Origin of the sequence: Streptomyces sp. NPDC001502, from assembly GCF_042894785.1 — a bacterium.
Lineage (GTDB): Bacteria > Actinomycetota > Actinomycetes > Streptomycetales > Streptomycetaceae > Streptomyces > Streptomyces kutzneri.
Window position 1 is genome coordinate 515,188 of record NZ_JBIAVW010000002.1, and the last position, 25,698, is coordinate 540,885.

25 protein-coding genes and 2 pseudogenes are annotated in these 25,698 nt (G+C 72.1%); 13 read left to right on the top strand and 14 right to left on the bottom strand.

The window, feature by feature from the left end:
- The first annotated feature begins 191 nt into the window (after positions 1-191).
- The 3 genes from ACFY0D_RS04765 (at position 192) to ACFY0D_RS04775 (ending at position 3,723) form a co-directional block, all read left to right on the top strand.
- On the top strand, positions 192-935 hold the full coding sequence (locus ACFY0D_RS04765) for a phosphatase PAP2 family protein (protein WP_390796951.1): 744 nt from the start codon (positions 192-194) through the stop codon (positions 933-935).
- Between the two features lie 112 nt (positions 936-1,047).
- On the top strand, positions 1,048-2,613 hold the full coding sequence (locus ACFY0D_RS04770; protein ID WP_390796952.1) for a carboxylesterase/lipase family protein: 1,566 nt from the start codon (positions 1,048-1,050) through the stop codon (positions 2,611-2,613).
- A 102-nt stretch (positions 2,614-2,715) separates the two neighbouring features.
- Positions 2,716-3,723 (top strand): LacI family DNA-binding transcriptional regulator, encoded by a 1,008-nt coding sequence (locus ACFY0D_RS04775; protein WP_390796953.1) that lies wholly within the window; start codon positions 2,716-2,718, stop codon positions 3,721-3,723.
- A 594-nt stretch (positions 3,724-4,317) separates the two neighbouring features.
- Here the strand turns inward: ACFY0D_RS04775 and ACFY0D_RS04780 are convergent.
- The 4 genes and pseudogenes from ACFY0D_RS04780 to ACFY0D_RS04795 all read right to left on the bottom strand — a co-directional run bounded on the left by ACFY0D_RS04780 (position 4,318) and on the right by ACFY0D_RS04795 (position 7,247).
- Positions 4,318-4,971, bottom strand: a complete 654-nt coding sequence (locus ACFY0D_RS04780) for a hypothetical protein (protein ID WP_390796954.1) — start codon at positions 4,969-4,971, stop codon at positions 4,318-4,320.
- Positions 4,972-5,059: 88 nt separating this feature from the next.
- Positions 5,060-5,383, bottom strand: a pseudogene (locus ACFY0D_RS04785) (serine hydrolase); the annotation flags it as partial.
- Between the two features lie 36 nt (positions 5,384-5,419).
- The gene (locus ACFY0D_RS04790) at positions 5,420-6,181 is read right to left on the bottom strand and encodes a phosphatase PAP2 family protein (protein ID WP_390796955.1); all 762 of its coding nucleotides are present in this window, start codon (positions 6,179-6,181) and stop codon (positions 5,420-5,422) included.
- Positions 6,182-6,296: 115 nt separating this feature from the next.
- Positions 6,297-7,247, bottom strand: a complete 951-nt coding sequence (locus ACFY0D_RS04795) for an alpha/beta hydrolase fold domain-containing protein (protein WP_390796956.1) — start codon at positions 7,245-7,247, stop codon at positions 6,297-6,299.
- A gap of 253 nt (positions 7,248-7,500) precedes the next feature.
- On the opposite strand from ACFY0D_RS04795, the gene ACFY0D_RS04800 reads away from it, so the two are divergent.
- Together ACFY0D_RS04800 and ACFY0D_RS04805 are read left to right on the top strand one after the other, a co-directional pair.
- Positions 7,501-7,944: an ATP-binding protein gene (locus tag ACFY0D_RS04800; RefSeq protein ID WP_390796957.1), complete on the top strand. Its 444-nt coding sequence runs from the start codon at positions 7,501-7,503 to the stop codon at positions 7,942-7,944.
- 72 nt (positions 7,945-8,016) lie between these two features.
- Positions 8,017-8,273, top strand: a pseudogene (locus tag ACFY0D_RS04805) (2-aminobenzoate-CoA ligase); the annotation flags it as partial.
- Between the two features lie 150 nt (positions 8,274-8,423).
- Here ACFY0D_RS04805 and ACFY0D_RS04810 read toward each other — a convergent pair.
- The 3 genes from ACFY0D_RS04810 to ACFY0D_RS04820 form a co-directional block, all read right to left on the bottom strand.
- Positions 8,424-8,912 (bottom strand): ester cyclase, encoded by a 489-nt coding sequence (locus tag ACFY0D_RS04810; RefSeq protein WP_390796958.1) that lies wholly within the window; start codon positions 8,910-8,912, stop codon positions 8,424-8,426.
- 133 nt (positions 8,913-9,045) lie between these two features.
- A complete protein-coding gene (locus ACFY0D_RS04815) occupies positions 9,046-9,804 on the bottom strand; it encodes a ScbR family autoregulator-binding transcription factor (RefSeq protein WP_390796959.1) in 759 nt (252 codons plus the stop codon).
- A complete protein-coding gene (locus tag ACFY0D_RS04820) occupies positions 9,734-10,489 on the bottom strand; it encodes a BTAD domain-containing putative transcriptional regulator (protein ID WP_390796960.1) in 756 nt (251 codons plus the stop codon). Before ACFY0D_RS04820 ends, ACFY0D_RS04815 begins: the two co-directional genes overlap by 71 nt.
- 453 nt (positions 10,490-10,942) lie before the next feature.
- Here ACFY0D_RS04820 and ACFY0D_RS04825 point away from each other — a divergent pair, with 453 nt between their 5' ends.
- The 6 genes from ACFY0D_RS04825 to ACFY0D_RS04850 all read left to right on the top strand — a co-directional run bounded on the left by ACFY0D_RS04825 (position 10,943) and on the right by ACFY0D_RS04850 (position 16,481).
- Positions 10,943-11,785 carry an alpha/beta fold hydrolase gene (locus ACFY0D_RS04825; protein WP_390796961.1) on the top strand — a complete coding sequence of 281 codons (843 nt, stop codon included), beginning with the start codon at positions 10,943-10,945 and terminating at the stop codon, positions 11,783-11,785.
- Positions 11,782-13,143, top strand: a complete 1,362-nt coding sequence (locus ACFY0D_RS04830) for an NAD(P)/FAD-dependent oxidoreductase (protein WP_390796962.1) — start codon at positions 11,782-11,784, stop codon at positions 13,141-13,143. Before ACFY0D_RS04825 ends, ACFY0D_RS04830 begins: the two co-directional genes overlap by 4 nt.
- Positions 13,140-13,415, top strand: a complete 276-nt coding sequence (locus tag ACFY0D_RS04835; protein WP_390796963.1) for an acyl carrier protein — start codon at positions 13,140-13,142, stop codon at positions 13,413-13,415. The genes ACFY0D_RS04830 and ACFY0D_RS04835 overlap by 4 nt, the downstream gene beginning before the upstream one ends.
- Positions 13,408-14,631 carry a beta-ketoacyl-[acyl-carrier-protein] synthase family protein gene (locus ACFY0D_RS04840; protein ID WP_390796964.1) on the top strand — a complete coding sequence of 408 codons (1,224 nt, stop codon included), beginning with the start codon at positions 13,408-13,410 and terminating at the stop codon, positions 14,629-14,631. Before ACFY0D_RS04835 ends, ACFY0D_RS04840 begins: the two co-directional genes overlap by 8 nt.
- A complete protein-coding gene (locus ACFY0D_RS04845; protein ID WP_390796965.1) occupies positions 14,628-15,764 on the top strand; it encodes a beta-ketoacyl synthase N-terminal-like domain-containing protein in 1,137 nt (378 codons plus the stop codon). The genes ACFY0D_RS04840 and ACFY0D_RS04845 overlap by 4 nt, the downstream gene beginning before the upstream one ends.
- 99 nt (positions 15,765-15,863) lie before the next feature.
- Positions 15,864-16,481, top strand: coding sequence for an RNA polymerase sigma factor (locus tag ACFY0D_RS04850; protein WP_390796966.1), 618 nt, complete (start codon positions 15,864-15,866; stop codon positions 16,479-16,481).
- Here ACFY0D_RS04850 and ACFY0D_RS04855 read toward each other — a convergent pair.
- The 6 genes from ACFY0D_RS04855 to ACFY0D_RS04880 form a co-directional block, all read right to left on the bottom strand.
- A complete protein-coding gene (locus ACFY0D_RS04855) occupies positions 16,453-17,493 on the bottom strand; it encodes a 4'-phosphopantetheinyl transferase family protein (RefSeq protein ID WP_390796967.1) in 1,041 nt (346 codons plus the stop codon). The genes ACFY0D_RS04850 and ACFY0D_RS04855 overlap by 29 nt on opposite strands.
- Positions 17,490-18,278: a 3-oxoacyl-ACP reductase FabG gene (fabG, locus tag ACFY0D_RS04860; RefSeq protein ID WP_390796968.1), complete on the bottom strand. Its 789-nt coding sequence runs from the start codon at positions 18,276-18,278 to the stop codon at positions 17,490-17,492. Before fabG ends, ACFY0D_RS04855 begins: the two co-directional genes overlap by 4 nt.
- A complete protein-coding gene (locus ACFY0D_RS04865) occupies positions 18,275-19,744 on the bottom strand; it encodes a UbiD family decarboxylase (protein ID WP_390796969.1) in 1,470 nt (489 codons plus the stop codon). Before ACFY0D_RS04865 ends, fabG begins: the two co-directional genes overlap by 4 nt.
- Before the next feature lie 10 nt (positions 19,745-19,754).
- A complete protein-coding gene (locus ACFY0D_RS04870; protein ID WP_390796970.1) occupies positions 19,755-20,414 on the bottom strand; it encodes a UbiX family flavin prenyltransferase in 660 nt (219 codons plus the stop codon).
- Positions 20,415-20,482: 68 nt separating this feature from the next.
- Complete coding sequence (locus ACFY0D_RS04875) at positions 20,483-21,520, bottom strand: ketoacyl-ACP synthase III family protein (protein WP_390796971.1); 1,038 nt, start codon at positions 21,518-21,520, stop codon at positions 20,483-20,485.
- 200 nt (positions 21,521-21,720) lie between these two features.
- Positions 21,721-23,160: an MFS transporter gene (locus tag ACFY0D_RS04880; protein WP_390796972.1), complete on the bottom strand. Its 1,440-nt coding sequence runs from the start codon at positions 23,158-23,160 to the stop codon at positions 21,721-21,723.
- 124 nt (positions 23,161-23,284) lie between these two features.
- Here ACFY0D_RS04880 and ACFY0D_RS04885 point away from each other — a divergent pair, with 124 nt between their 5' ends.
- Positions 23,285-23,833, top strand: a complete 549-nt coding sequence (locus ACFY0D_RS04885) for a TetR/AcrR family transcriptional regulator (protein ID WP_390796973.1) — start codon at positions 23,285-23,287, stop codon at positions 23,831-23,833.
- An 84-nt stretch (positions 23,834-23,917) separates the two neighbouring features.
- Here ACFY0D_RS04885 and ACFY0D_RS04890 read toward each other — a convergent pair whose 3' ends face one another.
- Positions 23,918-24,349 carry a nuclear transport factor 2 family protein gene (locus tag ACFY0D_RS04890; protein WP_390796974.1) on the bottom strand — a complete coding sequence of 144 codons (432 nt, stop codon included), beginning with the start codon at positions 24,347-24,349 and terminating at the stop codon, positions 23,918-23,920.
- 194 nt (positions 24,350-24,543) lie between these two features.
- Here ACFY0D_RS04890 and ACFY0D_RS04895 point away from each other — a divergent pair, with 194 nt between their 5' ends.
- The gene (locus ACFY0D_RS04895) at positions 24,544-25,590 is read left to right on the top strand and encodes a ketoacyl-ACP synthase III family protein (protein ID WP_390796975.1); all 1,047 of its coding nucleotides are present in this window, start codon (positions 24,544-24,546) and stop codon (positions 25,588-25,590) included.
- Positions 25,591-25,698 lie beyond the last annotated feature (108 nt).

Consider the following 25,698-nt stretch of genomic DNA (forward strand, 5'->3'; position numbering starts at 1 on the left):
GCCGGCCGCACCTCGATGACGTATCCCGATGACGTATCCCGATGCCGCACCCCGACGACGTGCCCCGATGACGTCCGCCCCCATGACGTCTTTTGAGGGCGTTCCCCAGCGCTCTCCCTTGCGTTCCACCGTCCCGTGCCTGCTCTCCGCGTGCCCCCACCGCCTGGGGAGACGACCGTGAAAGGCCTGCCGTGTTCCCCTCGCCCTCCTTCGTGCCACCGTCCCGGCCGCCCCTGCCGGTCCGCCCGCCCCGGCATCACCTTCCGGCGGCCCCGCCGCGTCACGCGCTCGGCCTCGGGATCGCCCTCCTGGTCCTCGCCCTGCTGGCCGGGCTGCTGCTCCGGCTCGACCGGCGGCCCTTCTTCCAGGGGCTCGACGACCGGTGGGCGGCCTCGGTGAACGACTCCGCCGCCGCGGGATCCCCCGGCGGTGACGGCCTCGGCGGCTTCACCACCGTCCTCGACCGGCTCGGCGGCCCGCTCGGCATGGTCCTGCCACTGCTGGTGATCGGCTGCCTGTGCGTCTACGGACGCTGGCGCTCGGGGCTGTTCGTCTTCACGGTCACCGTCGTCGCCAACCTCGTCGTGCTCCTGCCCCTCAAGCAGCTGGCCGACCGGCCGCGTCCGCCGCACCCGCTGGTACTGGTCAACGACGGCTCGTACCCGTCCGGGCAGGTGTTCAGCGCGGTGACGCTGGTGATCGCCGTTGCGGTGGTGGTGTTCCCGCCGCGTGCGCGACGCTGGTGGTGGGCGTTCGGAGCCGCGTACGTCCTCGCCATGATGGGCAGCCGGACCTGGCTCCATGCCCAGTGGCTCAGCGACACCGTCGCCGGCGCCCTCGTCGGTGTCGGAACCTGCCTCGTCCTGTGGCGGGCCTTCGCCCGGCTGCTGGAGACGGAGTCGGAGCGGATGGCCTCGAACAGCCTGTGGCTGTGAGGCGTCACCCCGGAGCTCGAATTGTTGAGCTGCGTTGACGTTCGACAAATTCACGCCATATTCTCGATGGGCGGCGTGCACCCCGCGCGCGGCAGCGAGGAAGGAACGGCTCATGCCTCACCCCCCAGGCCAGGACCCGACGGTGGTGGACCTGCCCGCAGGCCGCCTGCGCGGCGCGAACGAGGGCGGGCTGACGGTCTTCCGGGCCGTGCCCTACGCCGCCCCGCCGGTCGGTGACCTGCGCTGGAGGCCCGCGCGGCCGCACGCCGGCTGGAGCGGCACGCGGGACGCCACCACCGACGGCCCGAGTGCGCCGCAGATGTACATGGAGGGCGGCGACCCGGTGCTCGGCGGGCACGGGTCGCCCCCCTTCGACGAGGACTGCCTGACCCTGAACCTCTGGACGCCCGCCGTCGACGCCGCCCGGCGCCCGGTCCTGGTCTGGATCCACGGCGGCGGCTTCGTGTCCGGCTCCGGCTCGCTGCCCGGCTACTCGGGCGAGACCTTCGCGCGCGACGGCGACCTCGTCGTCGTGAGCATCAACTACCGCATCGGGCCCCTCGGTTACCTCTACCCCGGTGACGGGGAAGGCGGTCAGGGAGGCGAGGCCGACGAGGGCGGCGAGGGCGGCAACTTCTGGCTCACCGACCAGCTCGCCGCCCTTCGCTGGGTGAAGGAGAACATCGCCGCCTTCGGCGGTGATCCGGACTGCATCACCGTCGCCGGGCAGTCCGGCGGCGCGGTGTCCACCGCAGCCCTCGCCGGCCACCCGCAGACCGAGGGCCTGATCCGGCGGGTGATCCTGCAGAGCCCGCCCTTCGGCCTGGACCTCCCCGGCCCGGCGGCGTACCTGGAGCGCACCGCCGCCTACCTGGAGCTGGCCGGAGCCAAGGATCTGGCGGAGCTGCGTACGCTGCCGTGGCCCGAGCTGATCGGAGCGGGCGCCGGGCTGTTCGCGCAGACCATGCGGTGGGGGTACTGGCCGACGCCCTTCCTGCCCGTGATCGACGGGGTGACCCTCTGCGGCCACCCCGCCGAGGCCCTCCTGGGCGGGGCCGCGGCCGATGTCGACGTCATGATCGGCTGGACACGGGAGGAGGCCAACTTCGGCTTCGCCCTCGACGAGGGGTACGCCGCCGCCACCCGGGAGCAGGTGACCGACCGGATCGCCGAGACCTTCGGGAGCGAAGCCGCGGAGGGCGTGTACGCCGCGTACGAGCGGGCCCGGCCCGGAGCCCGCCCCGCCGACGTCCTGATGGACCTCATCACGGACGAGCTCTTCCGGGTGCCGGCGGTGCGGCTGGCCGAGGCGCGCGGCGAGACGGGCAGTCCCGTATGGGCCTACCAGTTCGACCTGCCCACCCCGGCGTACGAGGGCCGGCTCGGCGCCGCGCACTGCCTCGAACTCCCCTTCGTCTTCGACAACTTCGACCAGTGGTCGCACGCGCCCTTCCTGGCCGGCCTCGCCCCCGCCGTCCGCGACGGCCTCGCGTACGCCATGCACCGGGCCTGGATCGCCTTCGTCCGCACCGGTGACCCCAACCACCCCGACCTGCCGCAGTGGCGGCCGTACGACACGCGCACCCGCACCACGATGCGCTTCGACTCGGTCGTGACCGCCCTCGACGACCTCGCGGGGGCCTCCAGGCTCCTGCACACCCCCACCCCCTTGATTTAACTCGTGTAACCTGAGAGGAAGGAGTCACCCGAGCGAAGCCGGTGCGCGCACCGGGGCTCGATCGGATGCTCGGCCCGAGCAGAAGGAGCGTCGAGGGACGTCATGACCAGAGACACACACGTCCCCGCATCGATCACCAGCGCCGACGTGGCCCGCCTCGCCGGGGTGTCGCGTGCCACGGTCTCCTTCGTCCTGAACGACACCCAGGGTCACCGGGTGAGCGCCGGCACCCGTGCCCGGGTGCTCGACGCGGCCAAGCAGCTCGGCTACGTACCGCACGCGGCCGCCCGGTCCCTGCGCGCCGGCCGCAGCAACCTCGTCCTGATGCCCTCGTCGATCTCCGCGATCGGCCGCCTCGTCAGCGACTGGGTCGACGATCTGCACAGCGAGCTCGACCGCTACGGGTACACGGCCGTCCTGCACGCGGGCCGCTTCACCGACCCCCTCGACGCCGCCCGGGCCTGGGCCGAACTGCGCCCCGCGGCCGTCGTCGCCCTGGACGGCGACCGTTTTACCGCCCAGGCGGCCGAGGTACTGGTCCGCGCGGGGGTGCGCGGCCTGCTGGCCTTCGCCTCCCACCCCGTCGAGGGGGTGCACACCATCGGCTTCGACCACACCCGGATCGGGGTCACCGCGGCCGAGCACCTCATCGCCCGCGGCCGGACCCGGATCGGCGTGGTCATGCCCCAGGAACGCGGCCTCGGCACCCTCGCCGAGCCCCGCCTCGCGGGTGCCGAGTCGGTGGCGGCCCGGCACATGGCCACCGTCACCCCGCTGGAACTGTCCTACACCCGGGAGTCCGCGAGCGCGCTCGCCCGGCGCTGGCGGAGCCTCGACCTGGACGCCGCCTTCACCTACAACGACGAGTACGCCGCCCTGCTGATGCACGCGCTGCAGGCCGAGGGCATCACCGTGCCCGACGAGGTCGCCCTGGTCGGCTGCGACGACCTCGTCCTCTCCACGCTCCAGCAGCCCGCGCTCACCACGGTCCGGCTGGACATGCCGTCGGCCGCGCAGATCGCGGACGCGGTGCACGAGCTGATCGAGACCGGCACGGCGGCGCCGGTGCCGGCCGTGCGGCCGGTCCTGGTCCACCGCCGCACGTCCTGACCTGCCGACCTCCTGGCCTGTCGACCCCTGTCAGTCCGGAAGTCGTGGAGGAGCCGCGGCGAGTCCGGGGTGGACATCCCGACCTGGGTGAGCAGGACTCCGGTGAGCCCATGCTCCGGGTCGGCGTAGGCGGTGGTGCCGCTACCGCCGTCCCAGCCGAACCGGCCCACGGGCGCGTAGCCGCCGCTGTGGGTGCGTACCGCCATTCCGCAGCCCCAGCCGCCGTGCAGTCCCTGCCCGACCGCCACAGGGGCGACGTTCCCGTACCTGGTGTCCCGAGCGGCCTGCTGCCCGGACGTGAGGCGGTTGGTGGTCATCAGCTCGACGGCGGCCGGGGACAGGCTCCGTTCGCCGCCGTGCACGCCGTGGTTCGGCAGCATCCGGGGTTGGGCCGTTTCCTTCGGATCATCGCCACCATCTACCTTGCCGGGACTCCACCTCGCCGCCATCTTCATCTGGTCGGCAAGGTGATCTGAAGGAAACGGCCTGCACCAGGGGGCGATCGAGGGCATCCGCGCCGGCCGCCCCTACACCGAACTCGGCTGGACCTGACCCGGAGGGAGCGGCCGCTTCCCCGGCCGCTTCCTCAGTGGGTCAGCCGGTGATCGAGAAGAAGATCGAGCCGTCCTCGGCCCACCACCAGGCGCCCTCGCCCTTGTTCCATTCCGAGGCCCAGCCGTCGAGGGCCTCGATGAGCTCCCCGAGGTCGTACCGGAGATCGGCGTCGACGCGGTTCAGCACCGCGCGGTAGGCCTCCACCGCAGGGCCGGCCTTCGCGAGGGGCCAGCAGCCGATCTCCGGTGAGCCCTCCAGGGGATGGGGTATGTGGAACGCGATCTCCGAGGGCGGGCCGCTGAAGACGTACTGGTAGGGCAGCAGGTCGGCCGGGACGCCCGCCGAGCTGAGGGCGTCGTCCAGGGCGGAGAAGTAGGTGACGGGGCTCCGGTAACTCGCCAGGGTCGAGCTGTCGCTCGCGTTGTGGTCGATGATGATCTGGAGGGCCGCGTAGTAGGCGCAACCGGCGTAATCGGCGGAGGAGTCGGCCCGGCCGGAGACCAGCTCCTCCAGGGCGTCCGGGACCGACAGCCCCCAGTCCACGCCCTGGTGGTCAAGGCTGTCCTGACGTGCCTTCGCCCTCACGCGCATGTTGTCCAGGCGTCGTGATTCGTCGGCGCTCAGGTCCAGGGCGGGCACGAAGCGCACGATCTCGCCGCGGTTCGCCATGCTGTAGTTCACTACCTTGCTCATGGGTTCATGCTGCCAAAGGGCACTGACAGCCCGGTGTCCGGAACCGGTTCGCACGTGCCGGAGCCGCTCAGGCCGTCTCCTTCGGATCAGGCCGGGTCAGGGAGCGGTGCCAGGCGTCGCGGGCCCGGTCTGATCCGAAAGACACGGCCTGGGCGTGGTAGTCGTCGACGGTGGAGACCAGCCCGCCGCCGGCGCCCTGGAACGCCGGGGGCCTGCCGGACCTTCCTCCGGCCGCCTCGTCCCACACGAGGAACTCTCCTGTCTGCGGATCGGGCCCGTACAGGGGCGGCAGCCGGTCGATCCTGTCGGCGGGCACGTGGAAGGCGGTGTCCTTCATCCCCAGCGGATCGAGGACGCGTTCGCGCAGGAACGTCTCCAGCGGCCGGCCCGCGCCCCTTGCGGCCAGCCCGCCGACCACCTCGTTGCTGCATGTCGGGCGGCCGCTCGCTCAGGCGGTACCCGCGCCCGCGGCCGCCCCCCGGCGGTCGTGGGCGCGGGCACGTTCCCGTGCGAGCGCCGGACCGAACAGCCACCACGCCAGCAGTCCCGCCCCCGCGCCCGCCGCGGCCCCGGCCACGGTGTCGCTGAGCCAGTGCGCGTGCAGCCAGGTACGGCTCCACATCATGGCCAGCGTGAAGACCGCGCCCCCGATCCACCACGCCCGCCGCCGGGCGGCCGGGACCAGCAGGGCCCCGAGGACGACGACCAGGAGCGCCGCCGTGGCCGCGTGGCCGGACGGGAAGGAACCGTGGTCGACGCGGACCAGGGGGTCGGCCGGGCGCGGCCGGTCCACCAGGTGCTTGAGGCCCTGGACGACCAGCATGTTGCCGCCGAGGCTGGCCGCGAGCAGGAAGCCGGCCGAGACCCAGCGCCTGCGGACGAGCAGCAGGATGAGCAGGGAGAGCGGGAGGAGGGACCCGACCGGCCCGCCGAACAGGTCCAGGGCCGTGGCGGCGGCCTGGTACAGCCCTTCGTGGGGGCCGCCCATCCATATCAGCCACCGGTCGTCCAGCCCCTGGAAGGGCGGATGCGCGACGTCGGCGCGGACGACGAGTGCGGGTGCCACGGCCACGCCCAGGAGCAGGAGACCCGTGACGAGGACGCCGCGGCCGCGCGGCGCCCCGGTCTCGGGGCGCCGGCCGGTGCCACCGGATCGGTGGGGTACGCGGGGTCTGCCGTGCGGGGCGGTGGTGGTCGGGTTGCCGGACATGGCTGCCTCTCGTGACCGCGGCGGGGGCCCGCGGCCGGGTGTGCTGTGAAGGGAACGCGGGGGCGCGGCCACGGCCGCGCCCCCGCGGCGGAACAGGCGTGCGGGACCGGCGCCGTCAGGCTCCCGCGCCGAGGTGCCGGGCCAGGAAGGCCACGCCCCCCTCGACGATGGCGGGGATGTCGCGGGAGCCGAGGAAGATGTGGTCGGCGCCCTCCACGGGCTGCAGGGTGACCTCGCCCCCGGCGCTCTCCAGGGCCGCGGCGAGGGCTTCGCTCTGGCTGTACGGGACCAGGCCGTCGTGCGTCCCGTGCACCAGCAGGAACGGCGGCGGAGTCGAGCCCTCCGCGTACGTCACCGGGCTCGCGGCCCGCGCCAGATCCCGTCGCTCGGCGACGGTGCCGCCGAGCAGGGCCTCGTAGGGATCGGGGAACTCCGCACCGGGCATCGCCGGCATGGGGTGATCGGCCAGGGTGACGAGGTCGGAGACGCCGTACCAGTCGACGACGGCACGGACCCCGCTCTCGCCGGAGCCGACGCCCTCCGTGCCCTCCAGTGCCGAGCCCTGCGGGCTGTCGGGGCCGACGAGGCCGGCGAGGGCGGCCAGGTGACCGCCTGCGGACTCGCCCCAGACGCCGATCCGGTCCGGGTCGATGCCGAGGTCGCCGGCGAACGCGCGGACGTAGCGGATCGCTGCCTTCACATCGTGCAGCTGGGCCGGGAAGGGCGCTTCGAGGCTGTGCCGGTAGTCGACGGAGACGAGTGCGAGCCCGGCCGCCAGTACCGTCCCGTGCAGGAGGTCGGCGGGGACGGTCGGCGGCGGGTAGCGGCGGTCGCCGTCCAGCCAGCCGCCGCCGTGGATCCAGACGATCACCGGGAACGGGCCTTCGCCGGCCGGCACCTGTACGTCGAGCAGCCGGGGGCGGTAGCCGGGCGTGGTCGCGTAGGTGACGCCGTCGAAGCGGCGGACGCCGTCCGCGCCCGTCACGGGCGGTACCGGGGACCGGTACGGCGGGGGTGGCCAGGTCATGTCGGCGATGTCGATCTCGGCGGGAGGAGATTGCGTCATTGCGGCCCTTCCAATGTCGGCGGTGTCCCGGTGGAGCGGGTGCTGTGCGGTCGGCGGAGCGGACGCAGGCTTCGCGTCGTTTGTCCGGAATGCTTGCGCGAGCCACCGGGGGCGGCGTAGCGTGTTACACGTGTAATCAAGGACTCTAGCGACGCATTTCCGCTGACCACAAGCCCAGGAACGATCCAGATTCGGGATCAGTTACACGAGCTACTGCAGTGGCGGCGCCGCCTTCCCCCTCCGGGAGCGCCTCATGCTCACCATCGCCGACACCTCTGCGGGTCCCGCGGTCCGCAGCTTCGTCCACTGGGTCTCCGACCCCGTCGCCGGGAGTGTTCCGCAGGTCAGGTCCAGGGTGCGCGCCACCCTCGACGCCTGGCGGGTCCCCGCCGACGTGGTGGACGCCCTGCTGCTGGCCGTCAGTGAACTCGTCGGGAACGTCGTCCGGCATGCGGGCGGTGCCGGGCGGATGCGGGTCGCCGTCGCGGAGGGGGGTGGCTGGCTCCGGCTGGAGGTCGCCGACCGGGGTGCCGGTCTGCCGCGGCTGCCCGCGCCCCGGTCGGAGGTCGACCCGGAGTCCGAGGGTGGGCGCGGGCTGCTCATGGTGCAGCTGCTGACGGCCGAACTGGGGGGTGAACTCTCCGTCGTGGCGCATGAGTTCGGCAAGGCGGTCCGGGTGCGCGTCCCCGCCTCCTGAGTCCTGTCGCGGGCGTCGGAGCATGCCCACCTGTCCGCTCACCCCGACCGAGCGCTGGACCTACGCCGCCGGGGTCCCGCGCCGGAGGACCTGGCCGCGCGCTGCGGCGCGAAGGACGGCCGGTTCACCACCGTGGTCACGGCCGCGGACGGCGTGGCGCCGACCGCCTTCGCCTCGGGGTGCCAGCCGGCCGCCCGAAGGTGACCCCGCACTTCCGCCGCGACGTCCTGGCCCACGCCGACACGTTCTCCCGGCACGTCCTCACACCCCGCCCGGACGGCGTCTTCACCGGCACGCCGCCGCTCGCCTTCACCTTCGGGCTCGGCGGGCGCGAACCCCGCTGCCGGGGCAGCCGGTACGCCCACGGGCGTGTCGGCACCGAGTGGTTCGGGTTCGGGACCGAGGGGTTCCTTGACACGAAGACCTCCGTGCGGTGGGTTCCTGGACGGCACCCACCGCGCCGGAGACCTTCGCCATGGTCAAGCCTTTGACGGGTGGCGGCCATGATCGTGCGGGGGGACGGGCTGCGGTTCCACTCCGCGGACCGCGCCGAGCTGTGCGTACAGGTCGAGTTGGTCGTCCGTCAGCCAGTATTCGGCGATCCGCCCGTGTTCGATCCTCAGGGTGTCCACGCCGGCGAAGCTGACCGCGGTGCCGGGTGGCACCGATGCCGCCGCCGGGCGCCCCGCCGTCCAGGTTCCGGTGAACCGGAACCGGGAGATCACGTGGTCCCCGTCGGTGAAGGGGCCCAGCTCACAGCGGAAGGAGGCCGAGGAGAAGGAACTGCGGAACAGGCCGATCCAGCGGGCCATCGTCTCCGGATCGTTGACGCCCTCCTCGGGGGGCATGCCGAAGGCCGGCAGGTGCACGCGCAGCGACGGCGCGATGATGCGTTCGGCGATCGCGAGATCCCCGTTCCACATGGCCAGCCATTGGTCCACCAGTGTCCTGGTGTCGAATGCGTTCATCCCGTCCACCTGCCCCTTCTCGTACGCCGTTGCTCCGCCGGGGTGCCCACGGGACTCGGCGCGGGCACCGCACACAGGGACAGAGCTCCGCCGATGCCGTCCGGATACACGGAGGCGGTCGGCGTCCGCGGCGCTACTCCCCGTCCCCGACGGGAGCCATGCCGGGCAGCAGGAGGCTCCACAGCTCCGCGATCGATTCGAGGAGCTCCTCGCTCGACGCCGACTCCTCGGCCCGGCATTCCAGTGAGAACAGGAACCCGACGAGGAGGGAGGCGCAGGTCCGCAGCGGAAGGCCGGTGCGTATCTCGCGCCGCTCCGCGGCGCTGCGCAACAGCCGGGAGAGCAGGTCGTGCAGTTCGCGGGAGACGTGCCGTCCGTCGCAGTCCCGGTGGCATCCCCTCTGCTGCTCGCGCCCGAGTCGCAGGCCGACCCGTACGATCACGTCCTGCCCGAGCCACTCGGCCGTGAGCCCCGGCAGGCGCATGAGCACCTGGACCGGGGACTCGCCCGCCTCCATCAGGTCGGATGCCTTCGCCGTGAACCGGTCGCCGCACGCTCCGCGTACGGCGTCGGCCAGGTGCTCCTTGGTCGGGAAGTGGAAGTAGAGTGCCCCTTTCGACACGCCGGCCGACCGGCTGACGGCCTGCATGCTCGTGGCCCCGAGTCCGCGTTCGTCGAATGCCTGCGCCGCAGCGCGCACAAGGCGCTCCCGGGTCCTGGCAGCTCGTTCTTGCATGATCCCCGAATTTCCTGTCTCCCCCTTCCGGCCTTGCGCGCGATCGGTCCCCGATCGCTGCGCCGACTGCGATCGGAGCGCGCTCCTACGCCGTCCGGGTCTCCCTGCGCGCTCCCGGCTCGCGCTGCAGCGAGCGGTCCGACGCGAGGATCGCATGGTGCAGTGCCTGGATGCGGGGCGACGGTTCGAGACCGAGACGGCTGGAAAGCTCGTGCCGCAGTTCGCGGTAGACCTCCAGTGCCTGCACCCGGCGTCCCGCGCGGTACAAGGCCAGCATCAGCTGTGCGTGCAGCGGTTCGTGCGTGCGGTCATCGGCGGCGTGGGCGACCAGTTCGCCCAGGAGTTCGTAGTGGCGTCCGAGCCTGAGTTCGGCGCTGATGCAGCGGTCGAGAGCGGACCTGCGCCGCTCTTCCAGCTCCTTCTTGCGGATCGCCAGGATGGGGCCGGCCGGCAGATCGGCGAGCGCGGGCCCGCGCCAGAGGGCCAGGGCCTGCCGGAACCGGCTCGACGCGAGCGCGTCGTCGCCGAGGCTCACCGCGCGATGGCCGCGCTCGGCCAGTCGGCCGAACTCCTCGGAGTCGACCTCCCCCAGTGACAGGTCGAGCAGATATCCGCCGGGGCGGGTGCAGATCACGGACTTGGGGTCGAGCTTCGGTTCTGCGGTCGCGATCAGTTCGCGGAGGTGGCGGACGTAGGTGTGAATGGCCGATCCGGCGGTACGCGGTGCGTCTCCTGCCCACAGCTCCTGCACGCTCTCGGCCACCGAGACGGGCTGGTTGCGGCTCATGGACAGGAGGGCGAGCAGTTTGGCCGGTTTTAAGGCCGTTGGTGTCGCATTCATGCCCGATATGCGGACATCGAATGATCCTAGTACGGATACGTCCATTCGACTTACCCCCGGATAGTCGTTAGTTACCAGTCACTTCGACCCTAAAAATCCGTCGGTCGGTTTGTCAAACATCAACTCCGCTGTGAACTCCCCGACTTGGCGACCTTCGTGCAGGTCAAAGGGTTATCGGAGGGTGATCCTCAAGGCTCGGTCAAGAAATCGGCGGCGCCGGCCTCCAGCCATCGCGCAGCAGGCCTGGAGGCCACCCGTCGTCGCGCTGAAGCCTGCCTGAAGTCCCGCTCGTGAGCAGCTGTTTCAGGCCTCCAGGCGGCCTCCTGCGGACTCCGGCGGCGGCTCGGAAGCTCCCTATCGTCCTCCCCATCCGGTCCGACCGCATGGCGAAAGGTGAGGCGAGTGCTACTGGCTGACCGAGGAACACCGCGCGGCGGCCCATGGCGGCCGGCCGTGGACCACCAGGTGGACGGCGAGTCCTTGCGCATATGGGAGCGCCCCGCGCTCACCCCCCGGGGACGTCCCGCGCTCGCCCCGCAGGGGCGCACCGTCGTCCTCGTCCACGGCTTCGAGGAGAGCTGGGAGGACTGGAGGGTACTCGCGCAGCACCTGCCGGCCGACGCCCGTCTGTTCGCCCTAGACCTGCCGTGGCGGAGCGGTTCACGCCACCTCTGGGCCGATCGGGGCGCTTCGACCGCATGGCTGGAACGCGCCCTCGAACTGCTGCCCGTACGGCCCGACGCCGTGGTGGCCCACTCGTTCGGCGCGACCACACAGCTCGAACTGCTCACCCGGCGCACGCCGAGCGCCTCGGTCCCCACGGTGCTGGTGGCGCCCGTCTTCCGGCCCCACGACCAGCCCGTCGACGCCCGGTTCTTCCGCGAGGCGGTCGACCGGTTCCGCCAGGTGCTCGCCGACGGCCTGCGGGCCCAGCTGGGCCCGCGCGCCGAGAAGATCCCCGCCGACATCGTCGAGGCCATGATCGGCAAGGTCCGCGAGCGCGTGGAGCCACACGGCTTCCTGCAGTTCTACGCCACGCTCGGGCGCGGCCCCGGCCTTCCGCTGCACCGTGTCGAAGCTCCCGTACTGCTGGTCAGCGGCACCCACGACCCGTCGGCACCGCCGGCGGCCATCGACGCCCTGATGGCCTCGATACCCGACGTCAGGCTCCACCAGGATCCGGGGTTCACCCACTTCTGCCAGCTGCAGCAGCCGGTACGCGTCGCCGAGCACATCACCGCCTTCCTGGAGGCAACACCCCTGCACCACTACGACAAGGAGGCGATCAGCGCATGACCGCGCTTGAAGACCGCGCGTACGACGTCGTCATCAGCGGAGCGAGCATCGCCGGCAGTGCCGCCGCGATCCTCCTCGCCCGGCGGGGCGTACGCGTCGCCCTGCTCGAACGCCGCTCGGACCCCGCGGCCCACAAGGTGCTGTGCACCCACTACCTCCAGCCCTGCTCCTACCCGGTACTCCACGAGCTCGGACTCGTCCCCGCCCTGGAGGCGGCCGGCGCCGTGCGCAACGAGGCCCGCTGGTACACCCGCTGGGGCTGGATCGAACCCAAGGCCGCACCGTCGGGCCCCGAGCTGCCCTACTCGTACAACGTCCGGCGCAGCACCCTCGATCCGCTGATCCGGTCCCACGCCGCCAGGACCCCGGGCGTGGACCTGCTGACCGGCCACACCGTGACGGGTCTGCGGCAGGAGGCCGGGCGCACCGTGGGCGCGCGGGTCTCCGGGCCCGACGGCGAGATGGAACTGCCGGCCCGCCTCGTCGTCGGCGCCGACGGCAAGGACTCCCCGGTCGCCCGGTTCGCCGGGATCGCGACACGGACGTACGAGAACGAGCGGTTCAGCTACTTCGCGCACTTCCGCAACCTCCCGCTGCGCGACGGGATCACCCACTCCTGGTTCCTGGAGCCGGACGTGGCGTACGCGATGCCGAACGACGACGGAGTCACGGTCGTCGCGGTGATCCCCGGCAAGGACCGGCTCCCCGCCTTCAGGGAGGATCTGGAGGGCGCCTACACCGAGTTCGTCCGTGCCCTGCCCGGCGGGCCCGACATCGACTCCGCCGAGCGCATCACCAAGATCACCGGAACCGTCAACTATCCGCTGCACTCGCGACGGCCGGGCGCACCGGGCGTCGCGCTCATCGGGGACGCCGCCCTCACCAGCGACCCCCTCTGGGGCGTCGGCTGCGGCTGGGCCCTGCAGTCCGCCACGTGGCTGGCCGAGGCGACCGCCGCCGCCGCGACCGGGCGCGGTGATCTGGACCAGGCGATCACGGCCTACGTACGCCGCCACCGGCGCGGTCTCGGCGGCCACCAGCACCTGGCCGTCGACTACGCCAAGGGCCGGCCCTTCAACCCCTTCGAGCGGCTGATGTTCTCGGCGGCGGCCCGCGACGAAGCGATGGCCCGCCACATGCACCTGTTCGCCTCGCGGCTCATCGGACCACTGCGCTTCCTCAACCCCGTGGCGCTGGCCCAGGCGTCGGTCGTCAACCTGCGCCATCGAGGGCCGAGCGCCGCACCCCCCGCGCACCTGCCGCGGCCGACCCCCGTGGCGAGTGCCGCAGGGCTCGCCACCCACGTACGTACAGCCACCCTTCCGGCAACTTCCAAGAACGAGAGGCGGACGCCATGAGCGCCGACACCACCATCCTCACCGCCGAGCAGGACAGCCAGCTCCGAGAGATCATCCTTGAGGTCCTGGAGCTGGACCAGGCGGAGCTCACCGACACGAGCAGCTTCATCGAGGACCACGACGCCGACTCGCTCCTCGCCATCGAGATCCTGGCCCGCATCGAGAAGGACCTGGGCGTCACGATCCCCCAGGACGCCCTGATCGAGATGGGCAACCTCGACGGCGTCCGGGCTGTGGTCACCCGCTCCCTGGGGGCAGGTACCGATGCCTGAGCCGGGCGCACGCCGCGTCGTCATCACCGGTCTGGGCGCGGTGAGCAGTGCCGGGATCGGCGTTGCCGACTTCACCGCCTCCATCAAGGCGGGCCGCCGCACCACCTCGCCCATCGCCGGCTTCGACACCACGGGCTTCCCTCATACGCATGCGGGCGAAGTGCACGACTTCGACCCCGCCGCGTGGCTGCGCCGCATCGAGCCCGCGCGGTGGGGCCGCAGCGCCCAGTTCGCGGCGTCGGCCGCGCGACTGGCGGTCGCCGACGCGGATCTGAGCGAGTCCGCCCTGGCCGGGGCCCGGTCCGGGTCCGTCATGGGCACCACCAGCGGCGAGTCGGCGGTCATCGAGGAACTCGTGTCCGCGTGGGCGGCGGACGGGCTGAAATCCCTGGCCGGCGATCGGGTGGGCGCCGTTCCGGCGGGCCGGATCGCCGCTGCGGTCAACAGCGAGCTCGGACTGTCGGGGGAGGCCCTGACACTGGCCACCGCCTGCTCGGCCAGCAACTACGCGCTCGGCTACGCCTACGACATGGTGGCGAGCGGCGAGGCCGACTACATGCTCGCCGGCGGCGCCGACTCGTTGAACCGCTGGGCGCACGCCGGGTTCTACCGCCTCGGCGCCCTCGCCGAGGAGATCTGCCGGCCCTTCGACGCCGACCGCTCGGGCATCCTCACCGCGGAGGGCGGGGTCGCACTGCTCGTGGAGCCGTACGACCGCGCCGTCGCCCGCGGGGCGCGCATCTATGCCGAGGTGCTCGGCTACAGCGTCAACTGCGACGCCAAGCACATGGTGCACCCGGACCCGACCAGCATCGCCGCGTGCATCCGGTCGGCGCACCGCAGCGCGGGCGTCACGCCCGAGGACATCGACTACATCTGCGCCCACGGCACCGGCACACGGACCAACGACGCGACGGAGGTGGCTGCCGCCCGCGAGGTCTTCGGCGACAGGATCCCGCCGATCAGCTCGATCAAGTCGATGATCGGCCACACCATGGGCGCGGCCAGCGGCTTCGGCGCGCTGATCTGCTGCATGGCCCTGTACGAGGGCTTCCTGCCGCCCACCGCCGGCGTCGAGCGGGTCGACCCCGCGCTGGGCCCGGGGGTCGATCCGGTGGCGGGCTCGGCCCGCCCCGCCACGCCGCGGGTCGTGCAGAACCACGGGTTCGCCTTCGGCGGCAACAACGCCATCACCATTCTCGGAAGGGCATCATGAGCACCGCCATCGCCGAAGCGGCTGCGGACCGCCCCGCCGTCGCCGTCCTGCCGCTCGCCATCACCGCGGTGGGCGTGGCGACGCCCGCCGGGCTCGGGCTCGAAGCCCTGGGGCGGGCCGTGGGGGAGGGCCTTGCGGGACATGCCGAGGAGGTCCCCGGCGAGGAGACCCCGCCGCCGCGGCCGGTGCGGACCGTACCCGATCTGCGGACCGCCGAACTGATCGGCCGCAAGGGCGTACGCCATCTCGACCGGACCACTCAACTGGGCCTCGTCGCCTGCCGGCTGGCGCTGGACACGCAGCCGGAGCCGATGGGGGAGCGCACCGGTGTCGTGCTCGGCACCAGCACGGGGAGCATCCGCAGTTCCAGCGAGTACTCGATGGAGACCCTGCGCCAGGAGCGCCCCTACCTGGTGAACCCCAGTCTGTTCCCCAACACCGTGATGAACTGCACGGCCGGCCAGATCGCCATCCGGCACGGACTGCGCGGGGTGAACGCCACGCTGGCCGGCGGTCATCTGGCCGGGGTCCAGGCCCTGCGCTACGCGCGCAACGCACTGCGCCAGGGGCACGCCGACCGTCTCCTGGTGGGCGGCGTGGAGGAGTTCAGCGCGCAGGCCGCGTGGGGCTGGCACCGGTCGGGGGCGCTTGAGGCCGAGGCTCCCGTGGGCGAGGGCGCCGCGGTGCTCGTGGTGGAGCCGCAGGCCGCGGCGAGCGCCGCGGGGCGGGTGGCGCTCGCGCGGGTACTGGCGTGCGAGACCGGCTTCGCACCGCGCGACGGCCTCGCCGAGGGGCTGGCGGCAGTGGTCGGCGCGGCGCTGCGGCGCAGCGGCAAGGACCCGGGCGAGGTGACCACGGTCTCCCTGGGATGCACCGGCCGGGCCGGCCTGGAGCGGGTGGAGGAACGCGCCTTGGGGCTGGCTCTGGGCGGAGCGCTGCCCGGGCAGGTCGTCCGTGTCAAGGAAACGGTCGGCGAGTGCTTCAGCGCCGATGGGGTCTTGCAGATCGCCGCGGTCCTCGGTCTGTGGCAGCGAGAGGGCCGCACGCGCGGCGGCACGGCGGTCGTCACCTCGTTGTCCGGGGACGGCCTGGTGGGCTGCGCCGTACTCGACACGGCCGATCCCCTCGGCTGACCGGCACCCGGCCGGGCGCCCGCGCCGACACCGAGGTGTCCGCGCGGGCGCCCGCCGCCCGCTCGCGCAATTGCCCCCGCACTCCCCAGGAAGGAACCCATGTCTTCGACGCGAATGCGCCCGGCAGACGCGGCCGCCGGAGCTCTTGGCCCCGGTGAGCTGGTCGCCGCGTGCCTGTCCGGTTCCCAGCAGGCGTGGGCGGCGCTCGTCGAGCGCTACGCCCCGGTGGTGTGGACGGTGGCCCGCTCGCACCGGCTCAGCCAGGCCGACTGTGAGGAAGTCTTCCAGTTGACCTGGATGCGGGTGTACCAGAGCCTGCCCGGGATGCACACGCCGGAGCGCTTCCCGGCCTGGCTCACCACCTGCGCGCGCCGGGAGAGCCTCAAGCAGTACGAACGTGCGGGACGGTACGTTCCGGTGGGCGACACGGGAAGCCTGGAACCGCCCGCCACCGCGCACCCCGGCCCGGAGGACGCCCTGCTCAGCCAGGAGCGCAGCGCCGAAGTCCTGTCGGCGCTCGCGGAGCTGCCCGAGCGTGACCAGCAGCTCCTGGCCCTCCTGAGCGCGGACCCGGCCCCGGGCTACGACGAGGTCAGCCGTCGGCTCGGGATAGCCCGCGGCTCGGTGGGTCCGCTGCGCGGCCGCGCCCTGCGCCGGCTCGGGGACGAGCTGCGCAGGAGGGACGGCGTCAGTGAGGCGTACGAGGCCGCGGTGTGAGGCGAATTCCGGCGTCGGCTCCCCCGGCGTCGGCCCCTCCGGCGTCGGCCGCGGCCTGTCCGGTGCCGGCCGGCTCGTCGGCCCCGGGCGCGGCGAACTCGCGCGGCGCCGGCCACGAGGCGATCTCCGCGACGAGCGCGCGAGGCGGTCGGCCCACCGCGGTGCGCAGTTCGTCCAGCAGCGGGTCCTGGTCCTCGTCCGGGGTCTCGCGCGGAACCGCACGTCGGCCGGGATCGGTGTCGCGCATTCCGCGCCCCTCTCGTGTTCGAGCCGGCTCGGCGGCTCCGATGACGGACGCCGAGGGTAGTTCACTGGTGCAGATGCGCAGGCGGGCCGGAGAAGAACCGGCCACCGCCGACAGGGTGCGATCCGACACGGCTGCGGCGGCGGTGAAGCCCTCGGGCACCGCGAGGTCCACGAGATGCCACGCGGGGTCCGCCGACGCGTTCTCCGCCGCCCCGACGCCGTGCGCGAGCCCCGTTCCGATTCCCTTCAGGTACGCCTCCGTGCGGACCCAGCAGCCCAGGAAGGCGCGAAGCCGCTCGGGCTCGGGCAGGGCGTCCAGCGTGCGCCGCTGCGCGGCCGGCAGCCACCCGGCGACGGTACGCGCGGTGCGCGCCGTGACCGCGCCGGATTCCACGTCCACTCCGACGGGGCCCCGCGCGAAGGCGTACAGGACCCCGTCGCCCGCGTGTGCCATCGAGAACTCCAGGCCGTGCCCGCCGGCCGCGTAGGGGCGGCCGTGCGGGCCGCCGCACACGGGACAGGCCGCCCGGCGCAGCCGGACCTCGCAGGGCCGCGTCCCCAGGTGACCGGCGAGCAGCACCCTCAAGCCCGCATGAGCCATGATCTTGCGGTGCCGGTGCAGCGGCCGGTTCAGCCGCGCGGCGCGTTCCCGCTGCTGCGGGTCGAGCAGCCGCGCGGCCGTCTCCGTGCCCGTACCCGCCGGTGGCACGGTGAGCCACCACAGGTGCAGCTCACCGGGGCGCACCGCCGGGTACGGCGTGGTCAAAGCGCCACGCCTCCGTCCACCTGGAGGATCTGTCCGGTGATGTAGGACGCCTTGTCGGACAGCAGGAAGCCCGTGAGGTCGGCGACTTCCCGGGCGGTGCCGAAGCGCCGCAGCGGGACCGCGGCGAGGGCTTCCTTGCGCGCCTTGTCGCTGAGGTCGTCCGTCATGTCGGTCTCGATGAAGCCGGGGGCCACGACGTTGACCCGGATGCCGTGCCGGGCGAGCTCCTTGGCGAGGGTGCGGCTGAGGCTGTTCACCCCGCCTTTGGACGCGGCGTAGTTGGCCTGTGTGGCATGCCCGTAGACACCGGCCACCGACGAGATGTTGACGATCACCCCCGCACGCCGTTTGAGCATCCCGAAACCGACGGTCCGGCAGAAGTTGAACGTTCCGGTGAGGTTGGTGTCGATCACCGAGGCCCAGTCGTCGACGGGCATCATGACCAGGTGGTTGTCCTTGACGATTCCTGCCGAGTTGACCAGGCCGTACACCGGCCCCAGCTCTTCCTCCGCCCGCTTGACGAAGGTCTCGACCGCTTGGTGGTCCGCCACGTCGCACGGCTCGTGGAAGCAGGAGGCGCCCTGTGCGCGGACCAGTTCGGCCGTCTCCTCGGCGGCCGCCGAGGCGGACCTGCCGCAGAAGGCGATGTCGTACCCCTCGCCGGCGAGGTGTACGGCGACGGCGCGGCCGATGCCGCGGGTCCCTCCGCTGACCATGACCAGGCGCCGCGGCGCTTCCTGATCGCCGTGGGTGGCGGGACGGGGGGCGGTGTTCGTCTCGGTCATCGGTTCTCCCAGATGGCGAGGGCGCGGGCCTGGATGTCGGCGGAGAAGTTGTCCTTGAACGCGGTGCTGCGGGCGCGCTTGTCCTCGTCGGGGTGGAGGAGGCAGTCGTACGCGATCTTCGGGCCGCCCTCGGCGAGCTCGTGGGGCGAGTAGACGACGTGCAGCGGGGTGACCTTCTGGTCCTCGATGACGATCTGGCCGCGCGTGGGATGGCTGCGCGTGTGGAACGCCCACATCAGGTCGCGCAGGTCGGTGGGGTCGATGTCGTCGTCGAGGACCATGATCCGGGTGACCCAGTACCCGACCTTGGGACGCAGCGCCAGATGGGCGATGGCGCGCGTGAGCATGCGGGTACTGGTGAACGCGGAGCGCTCGCGCCAGTCGCGCGGAACGGTGACCGCCAGCAGGTTGATGGCGGTCTCCGGCACGATCCAGGCGGCCGTGACGGGAAGCCCGGCCGCGCGGAGCTGGTACAGGGCCTCGGCCGAGTACGTCGTGCCGACCGCGGTGTGGTCCTCCTCGACGGGCTTCCCGGCCGAGACGACGGGCAGGATCGGGTCGTCGCGATGGGTGATGGCGCTGATGTGGAAGACCGGCCAGGGGTTCGCCTTGCCGGTGAGGTAGCCCGCGTACTCGCCCATGGGTCCCTCGGGCGCGGTCTCGTCGAGGGAGACGTGGCCTTCGATCACGATTTCCGCGGTGGCGGGCACCTCTAGGTCGACCGTCTTGCAGCGCACGAGTTCCAGGGGCTCACCGAAGTGGGCACCGAGGTATCCGGCTTCGTCCGTTCCGGAAGGAAGCCCCATGCCGCAGGCGAAGGGGACGGCCGGCTCGGCGCCCTGGACCAGGGCGAAGGGCATGGGTTCGCCGCGGTCCCGCCACAGCTTGAAGATCTTCCCGACGTCCTGGAGCGGCCGGACCATGCCGGCCATCCGACGGCCGTCGATCATCATGACGCGCGCGATGGACCAGTTGGTCCAGCTGCCGTCGGGGGTGCGGACGACGATCGCACCCCAGGTGTTGACGTAGCGCCCGCCGTCACCGTCGTGGATGAGGGGTACGGGGAAGGCGTCCAGAGTGGCGTCTTCGCCGAGCAGGACGTTCTCCTGGCAGGGGCCCCGGTCGACGACGACCGGCGCGATGGGCTCCCGGCCGCGCGCCGCGGCGAGCTCCTCGACGATGTCCAGCGGGTGGGCGGCGGCGTCGAGGCCGAGCGAGAGGGCGACCCTGGCCCAGGGCGCGCCGGGCGCCGAGCTCAGCGCGGCGGGGGCACCCAGGACCCGGAAGCCGGGCGCGTAGCCCTTGACCGCGGTGAACAGCGGCGCCGGGTCGCGGTTTTCGGCGCAGCGCCGGATGACCGCCCCGATCTCCAGGTGGGTGTCGGCAGGAGAGTGCAGCTCGCGCACGTCGCCCAGCTCGGCAAGAGCGGCGAGGTGGTCGCGCAGGCTCGTCAGGTGTTTGGTCATGGGTGCTTCCTCAGACGTGGACGGCGCTCTGCGCGAGCGGTCGCATGGTGGTCGGCGCGGGGGCGGCGTCCTCGGCCGGTACGGCCGGTTCGCCCCAGCGCGGGAAGGTTTCGGAGTCGATACCGAACAGGTCCAGGGCCCTGCCGACGGACTGGTCGACGACTTCCTCAAGGCCCTTGGGGCGGGTGTAGAAGGCCGGTACCGGCGGCGCGATGATGCCGCCGTTCTCCGTCACCGTCGTCATGTTGCGCAGGTGGGTGAGGGTCAGCGGGGTCTCCCGGACCATGAGGACGAGCCGGTTGCGCTCCTTGAGGGTGACGTCGGCCGCCCGCGCGAGCAGGGTGTCGCAGGTGCCGACGGCTATCTGCGCGAGACTCTTCACGGAGCAGGGGGCCACGATCATCCCCCGGGTCCGGAAGGATCCGCTGGCGATGGGCGCGCCGACGTCCTCCGGCGAGTAGTGGAAGTCGGCGAGCTCCTGCACCTGCGCGGTCGTCAGATCGCTCTCGTAGGAGAGGGTCAGCCGCGCGGACCGCGACATCACGAGGTGCGTCTCGATGCCCGCCGCCTTGAGGACCTGCAGGGTGCGGATGCCGTAGGCGATGCCGGTGGCTCCGCTGATGCCCACCACCATCCGGTGCGCGCCGCGCGGGTACGACGTGTGGTTCATGTACGTGCCTTCCTGCCCGCGAGGGCTGCTCGCGGGGTATGCGGACGCGGGCTCGGTGCCCGGCGCGGTCACTTCTCGGGGGACTGGACGACCGCGGTGGACCAGGTGAATCCGCCGCCCGCTCCCGCGACCACCGCGAACTCGCCGGGCCGGAGCATGCGGTGGCCGACGATGTCCGCCATGTTCGCGAGCATGTCCCCGGCGCCCAGGTGTCCCGTCCTGCCGCCGAGCAGCACGGTCTCGGCCTTGAGCACTCCCGCGAGGGAGCCGTACATCACGTCGACGAGGCGCGGACCCATGCGGGGCATCGTGAACAGCCGGATGCGCGGGTCGTGCGGATGCAGGCCGGCCTCGTCCAAGGCCTGGTCGAGGGAGGCGCGGACGTGGACGCGGGCCGCCTCGGGGAAGACGTCCTTGCCCGCGGCCTCGTAGAACTCCTTGCGCTCGACGTTCGTCTCCCAGGTCGTGCGGTCCTGCATCGGCAGCTGGGAAAAGGGCCGGTTCCCGCGCTCCATGCCTTCGAGCCGGCCGGCCGTCGAGTGGGTCAGGGACAGGAGATGCAGGTCGTCCGGGCCGCCGTCGCGCCGGTGCAGGAGCGCGGCGGTGGCACCGTCGCCGTATCCGATGTCGGAGTGCATGCTCCAGCGGTCCCATGCCGGGGCGTGGTAGCGCTCGCCGGTCGTGACCAGGGCGCCGGACAGCGAAGGGTCGCCCAGGAGCTGGGTGGCGGCCACCAGCAGCCCCGTCGCGCCGCCGGTGCACAGGGCTTCGATCCCGAACGGCAGCGCTGTCGGCGGGAGGCCGAGTTCGTTCGCGATGTAGTGGGCGTACGACCACTTCTCGTGCCCTTGGTGGAAGACCCGTGCATGGGCGAGGAAGCCGATGCGTCCAGGGTCCCATCCCGCGTGGTCGAGGGCCGTGCGGGCCGCCCGTACCGCCATCTCGGGTGCGGCCAGGTCGGGGGTCACGGGAAGCTCCGTGACACCGAGCTGCTGGGCGCGCTCCGGTGTGAGGCGGCCCGCGGCGACCTGGTCCCTCGTCGTCTGTGTGGTGCCGGGCAGCCAGGTGGTGACCGCCTTCACTCCCAGTCCGCCCTCGAATTTCATGGCCGGGTCCCCTTCGCCTGTCGTTGGTTCACGCCCGTACAGAGCCGGTCGCCGGCCGTGTGGATACAGGTGACGTCCAAGGACGTGCCGGCAAAGGAGCGCCGGCCGGTGGTGAACACGGCGAAGCCGCCTGGAGTCCGGCGGGGGTTCCGGGCTCCAGGCGGCGGTCGGTGGGCGGCCTTACGCGGCGCCGCGCGGCTTCAGGAGGCGTCCGCCTCGGTTCGCCTGGCGAGCAGCAGGCCGACGAGCAGGGCCAGGACGCCGATCCCGGCCGCGATGAACCAGGCGTGCCGGAAGGCCTCCAGGGTGGCGGCGCCGGGGCCGGGGGTGCCGAGCACGGCGATGAACACCGAGATGCCGATGACGAGACCGACCTGACGGACCATCATGTTGACGGCGGAGCCGGTCGCGAAGGATGCCGGCGGCAGGTCCTTGGTGACCAGGCCGACCAGCGCGGTGGTGCCGAGAATGGTGCCGACCGGGGTCAGCAGGGCGCCGGGCAGCAGCATGGTGACGTAGTCGGGTTCGCTCTGCGCGGCGATGCCCCACCACAGGACACCGGCGGCGAGCAGGGCGCATCCGAGGACGACGACGGTGGCGGCGCCGAGCTTCTTCACGAGCGGACCGGTGGCCATGGCCATCACCGGCATCAGGAAGGTGCCCGGCGCGAGGGCGAGCCCGGTCTCCAGCGCGGAGTAGCCCCGGACGTTCTGGCACCAGAGCATGAAGGAGAAGAGCATCGCGCCGAAGCAGGAGTTGAAGACCAGCGCGGTCAGGTTCGCCAGGCTGAAGGACCGCACCCGCAACAGCGAGAACGCGACCACGGGGTTGGGGTGCCGGGCGGAGCGCCGGAAGAACTCGGCGAGGCCGACGACGGTCAGCGCGAAGCAGCCGAGTACACGTGCGGAGCTCCAGCCCCACTCCGGCGCCTTGATGAGGGCCAGTGAAGCGGCGGCGACCGCGATGACGATGAGGACCGAACCGAACAGGTCGGGCAGCGGGCCGCGTTCGGGCTGTGCGGCGGTGGGCAGGACCCGTCGGCCGACCAGCAGCGCGGCGATGCCGAAGGGCAGGTTGATGAGGAAGATCCACCGCCAGTCGAGATTGACCAGGGCGCCCCCGACGATCGGGGCGAGCGCCGCGGCCACACCCCCCACCGCGGTCCAGGCCCGCACGGCGCCACCGCGCCGCTCCGGCGGATAGGTGGCCAGCAGCAGACCGAGCGAGGTGGGGACCATGGCGGCCGCGCCTAAGGCCTGCAGCACCCGGGCGGCCACCAGCATGGGCACCCCCTGCGACGCGGCGCACAGCGCGGAGGCGAGGGTGAATAGGCCGAGCCCGAGCAGGAAGCCGCCCTTGCGGCCGGAACGGTCCGCGAGCCGGCCGGCGGGCACGAGCGCTGCGGCGAAGACGATCGAGTACGCGTTGAGGGTCCAGGACAGGGCCGCCGCGGTCGTGCCGTGGAAGTCCTCCTCCAGGGCCGGGAACGCGACGTTGACGATCATCATGTCGAGGCTCGACATGACGAAGCCGGCGCACACGACGAGGAAGACGAGTGTGCGGTGGCGCCGGTCCTCCGGTGACTCGGGTGGCGACGCCACGGTCTTCGCGGGGACCGCGTCCCCTGCGGTCTGGGTCATCTCTGATCGTTCCCTTCGCTGGGCTGGCTACGAGCTGTAAGGTAGCAGTGACTAACTACTCAGTCAACGGCCATCTCGCCACCGCGGGTCACATTTGAGCCCGTCGCGTGGTTTCATGTGGACCATGGAACGAATGACGGGCGACGAGCGCCGCAAACAAATTCTGCAAATCGCCTCCGAGGAGTTCTCGCACGGGGGCTATTACGGAACTTCAGTGGAGACGATCGCTCGGAAGGCAGGAATCAGCCAGCCCTACGTGTTTCGTATCTTCGATACGAAAAAAGGGCTCTTCATTTCCGTCGTCGAAAATTCCTTCAACCTGGTCGTGGCGTCCTTCGATCAGTCGGCCGACGGCTTGACCGGCGTAGATGCCCTCGTCGCGATGGGCGACCGATACCGCTCCCTGGTACGCGACCGGCTTTTTCTGCTGATCCAGCTGCATGGATTCGCCGCATCCGACGACCCGGACATCCGTGCGGCCGTCCAAACCGGGTTCGGGCGAATGTGGAATGCCATCCAGAAGAACTCGGGCGCCGATGACGTCACCGTCAAGCGGTTCCTTGCCCTGGGCATGATGCTGAATGACATGGCGGCCATGGATCTGTGGAACTTGGACGAGCCCTGGGCCAAGGCGTGCGTCGCCTCGCTCCCCGTGGAGAGCTGGGCGGGCTGACGCGCGACGCGCCACCCACCCTGGGGGGCGGTCGTCGGCCGCCCCCCGGACATGGAGGGGGCGGCCGGACGACCGCCCCCCGCTTCACACGGCGGACGGCGGCCGCTCGTCGGTCTCCGCTCCCTGCGTCCAGGCCTCTACGATCCAGCCGTCGACGATGCGCAGGATGTCGACGCCGACCCAGGTGATCCGCTTGCCGGGCACGTCGGACGGCCACCCGGTCCGCCCCAGGCAGGTGGCGGTGCCGAACCAGCGGCACACCGCGAGTTCACCGTCGACCACCGGTCCCAGGTCCGTCTCGTAACGCAACCCCTCGAACTTGCCCGTGAAGCCGGCGACCCAGTCGGCCATCGAGGCCGGGTCCCGGATCGTGTCCGGGTCGATCGTCGCCCCGGTCGTGGGCAGATGCAGCCGGTACTCCGCACCGATGATCTTGTGTGCCGCGCCCGGATCCTCGTTCCACATCTCCAGCCAGCCGTCCCACAGTTCGGCCGCCGTACGCGTCCTCGACGTCATGAGCCTGCCCTTCTCGCTCGATGGCTCTCCGCAGGGGCTCGGACGGAGCCCCATCTCACAGAGCCCCCGGCAGCCGCCCCGCGTACACCCGGAACAGGTGTATCTGCGGCCCCCTCCCGCCGGTCTGTCGAAGTGCGGCGACCCAGGAAGGGCCGGCGCGGCGATGAGCGAAGCCCAGGACAGGAGAATCCGCGATGCGCTTCAGCGACGACCTGACGGTCGAGGCGGCGGCCACCTGGCTGCCCAGCACCACCCAGAGCGCGTACGCGCTGGTGGCCGACGGTGTCCTCGACCCGGACGGCCCGGAAGCTGCCGGAGTGATCGAAGTACCGGTCTCGTACGACACGTCGGCCCCCGACATGGCCGTAGCGGCCGGGCGCAGGGCCCTGGCCCTGGCAGAGGTCGAGGCGACCGGCATCAGCCTGCTGCTGCACAACTGGATCTGGCACCAAGGCCATGACTTCTGGTCCCCGGCCCACTACGTGGCCGACCGGGTGGGAGCCTCGGCGGCCATCCCCTTCGGCATCCAGCAGATGTGCCACGCCGGGGCGATGGCCCTGCACACCGCCGCCACCTACCTCACCGCTGACCCTTCGCTCAGCACTGCCCTGATCACCACCGCGGACCGGTTCGACCCCGCCGGCTTCGACCGCTGGCGCGGCGACTACCAGGTCGCCTACGGGGACGGCGCCACCGCCGCCGTTCTCGGACGATCCGGGCGCGGGCTGCGCCTGGTGGCCCACGCCGTGCTGGCCGCGCCCGAGATGGAGTCGATGTACCGCGGGGCGGACGCGTTCGGTCCCGTGCCGCTCGCGCACGGCCGGCCCGTCGACATCCGCCGGACCAAACGCGCGTTCCTGGAGGCGGGCGGCATGGCCCGGTTCGCCAAGACCGGCCCGGAAGCCGTGCGCACGGTGGTGCTGCAAGCCCTGTCCGAAGCGGGTCTCGCCCCCGACGACCCGCGTATCCGGTGCGTCGCCCTGCCCCGGCTCGGCCCGAAGGTCCTTGACCTGATGTACCTCCCGGCCATCCGGGAGCTGTTGGCGGTGGAGCCGGTACGCCTGGGCGCCCGAACCGGGCACCTGGGCTGCGGCGACCTGGTCGCCAACCTCGCGGACCTCGGAGCGGGGGACCGGCTGGCGCCGGACGACTACGCCCTCGTCCTCACGGGCGGCGGCGGCTTCACGTGGTCGTGCCTCGTGGTCCAGCAGGTCGGGGACGGCTGGGGGGCCGGACGATGAGGAACCGGATCAGCGAGCTGCACTCCCTGCGTGAGCAGGCCAGGCGCGGCCCCAGCGACCGTGCGACCGAGACCCAGCACGCGAAGGGCAAGCTGACCGCGCGTGAGC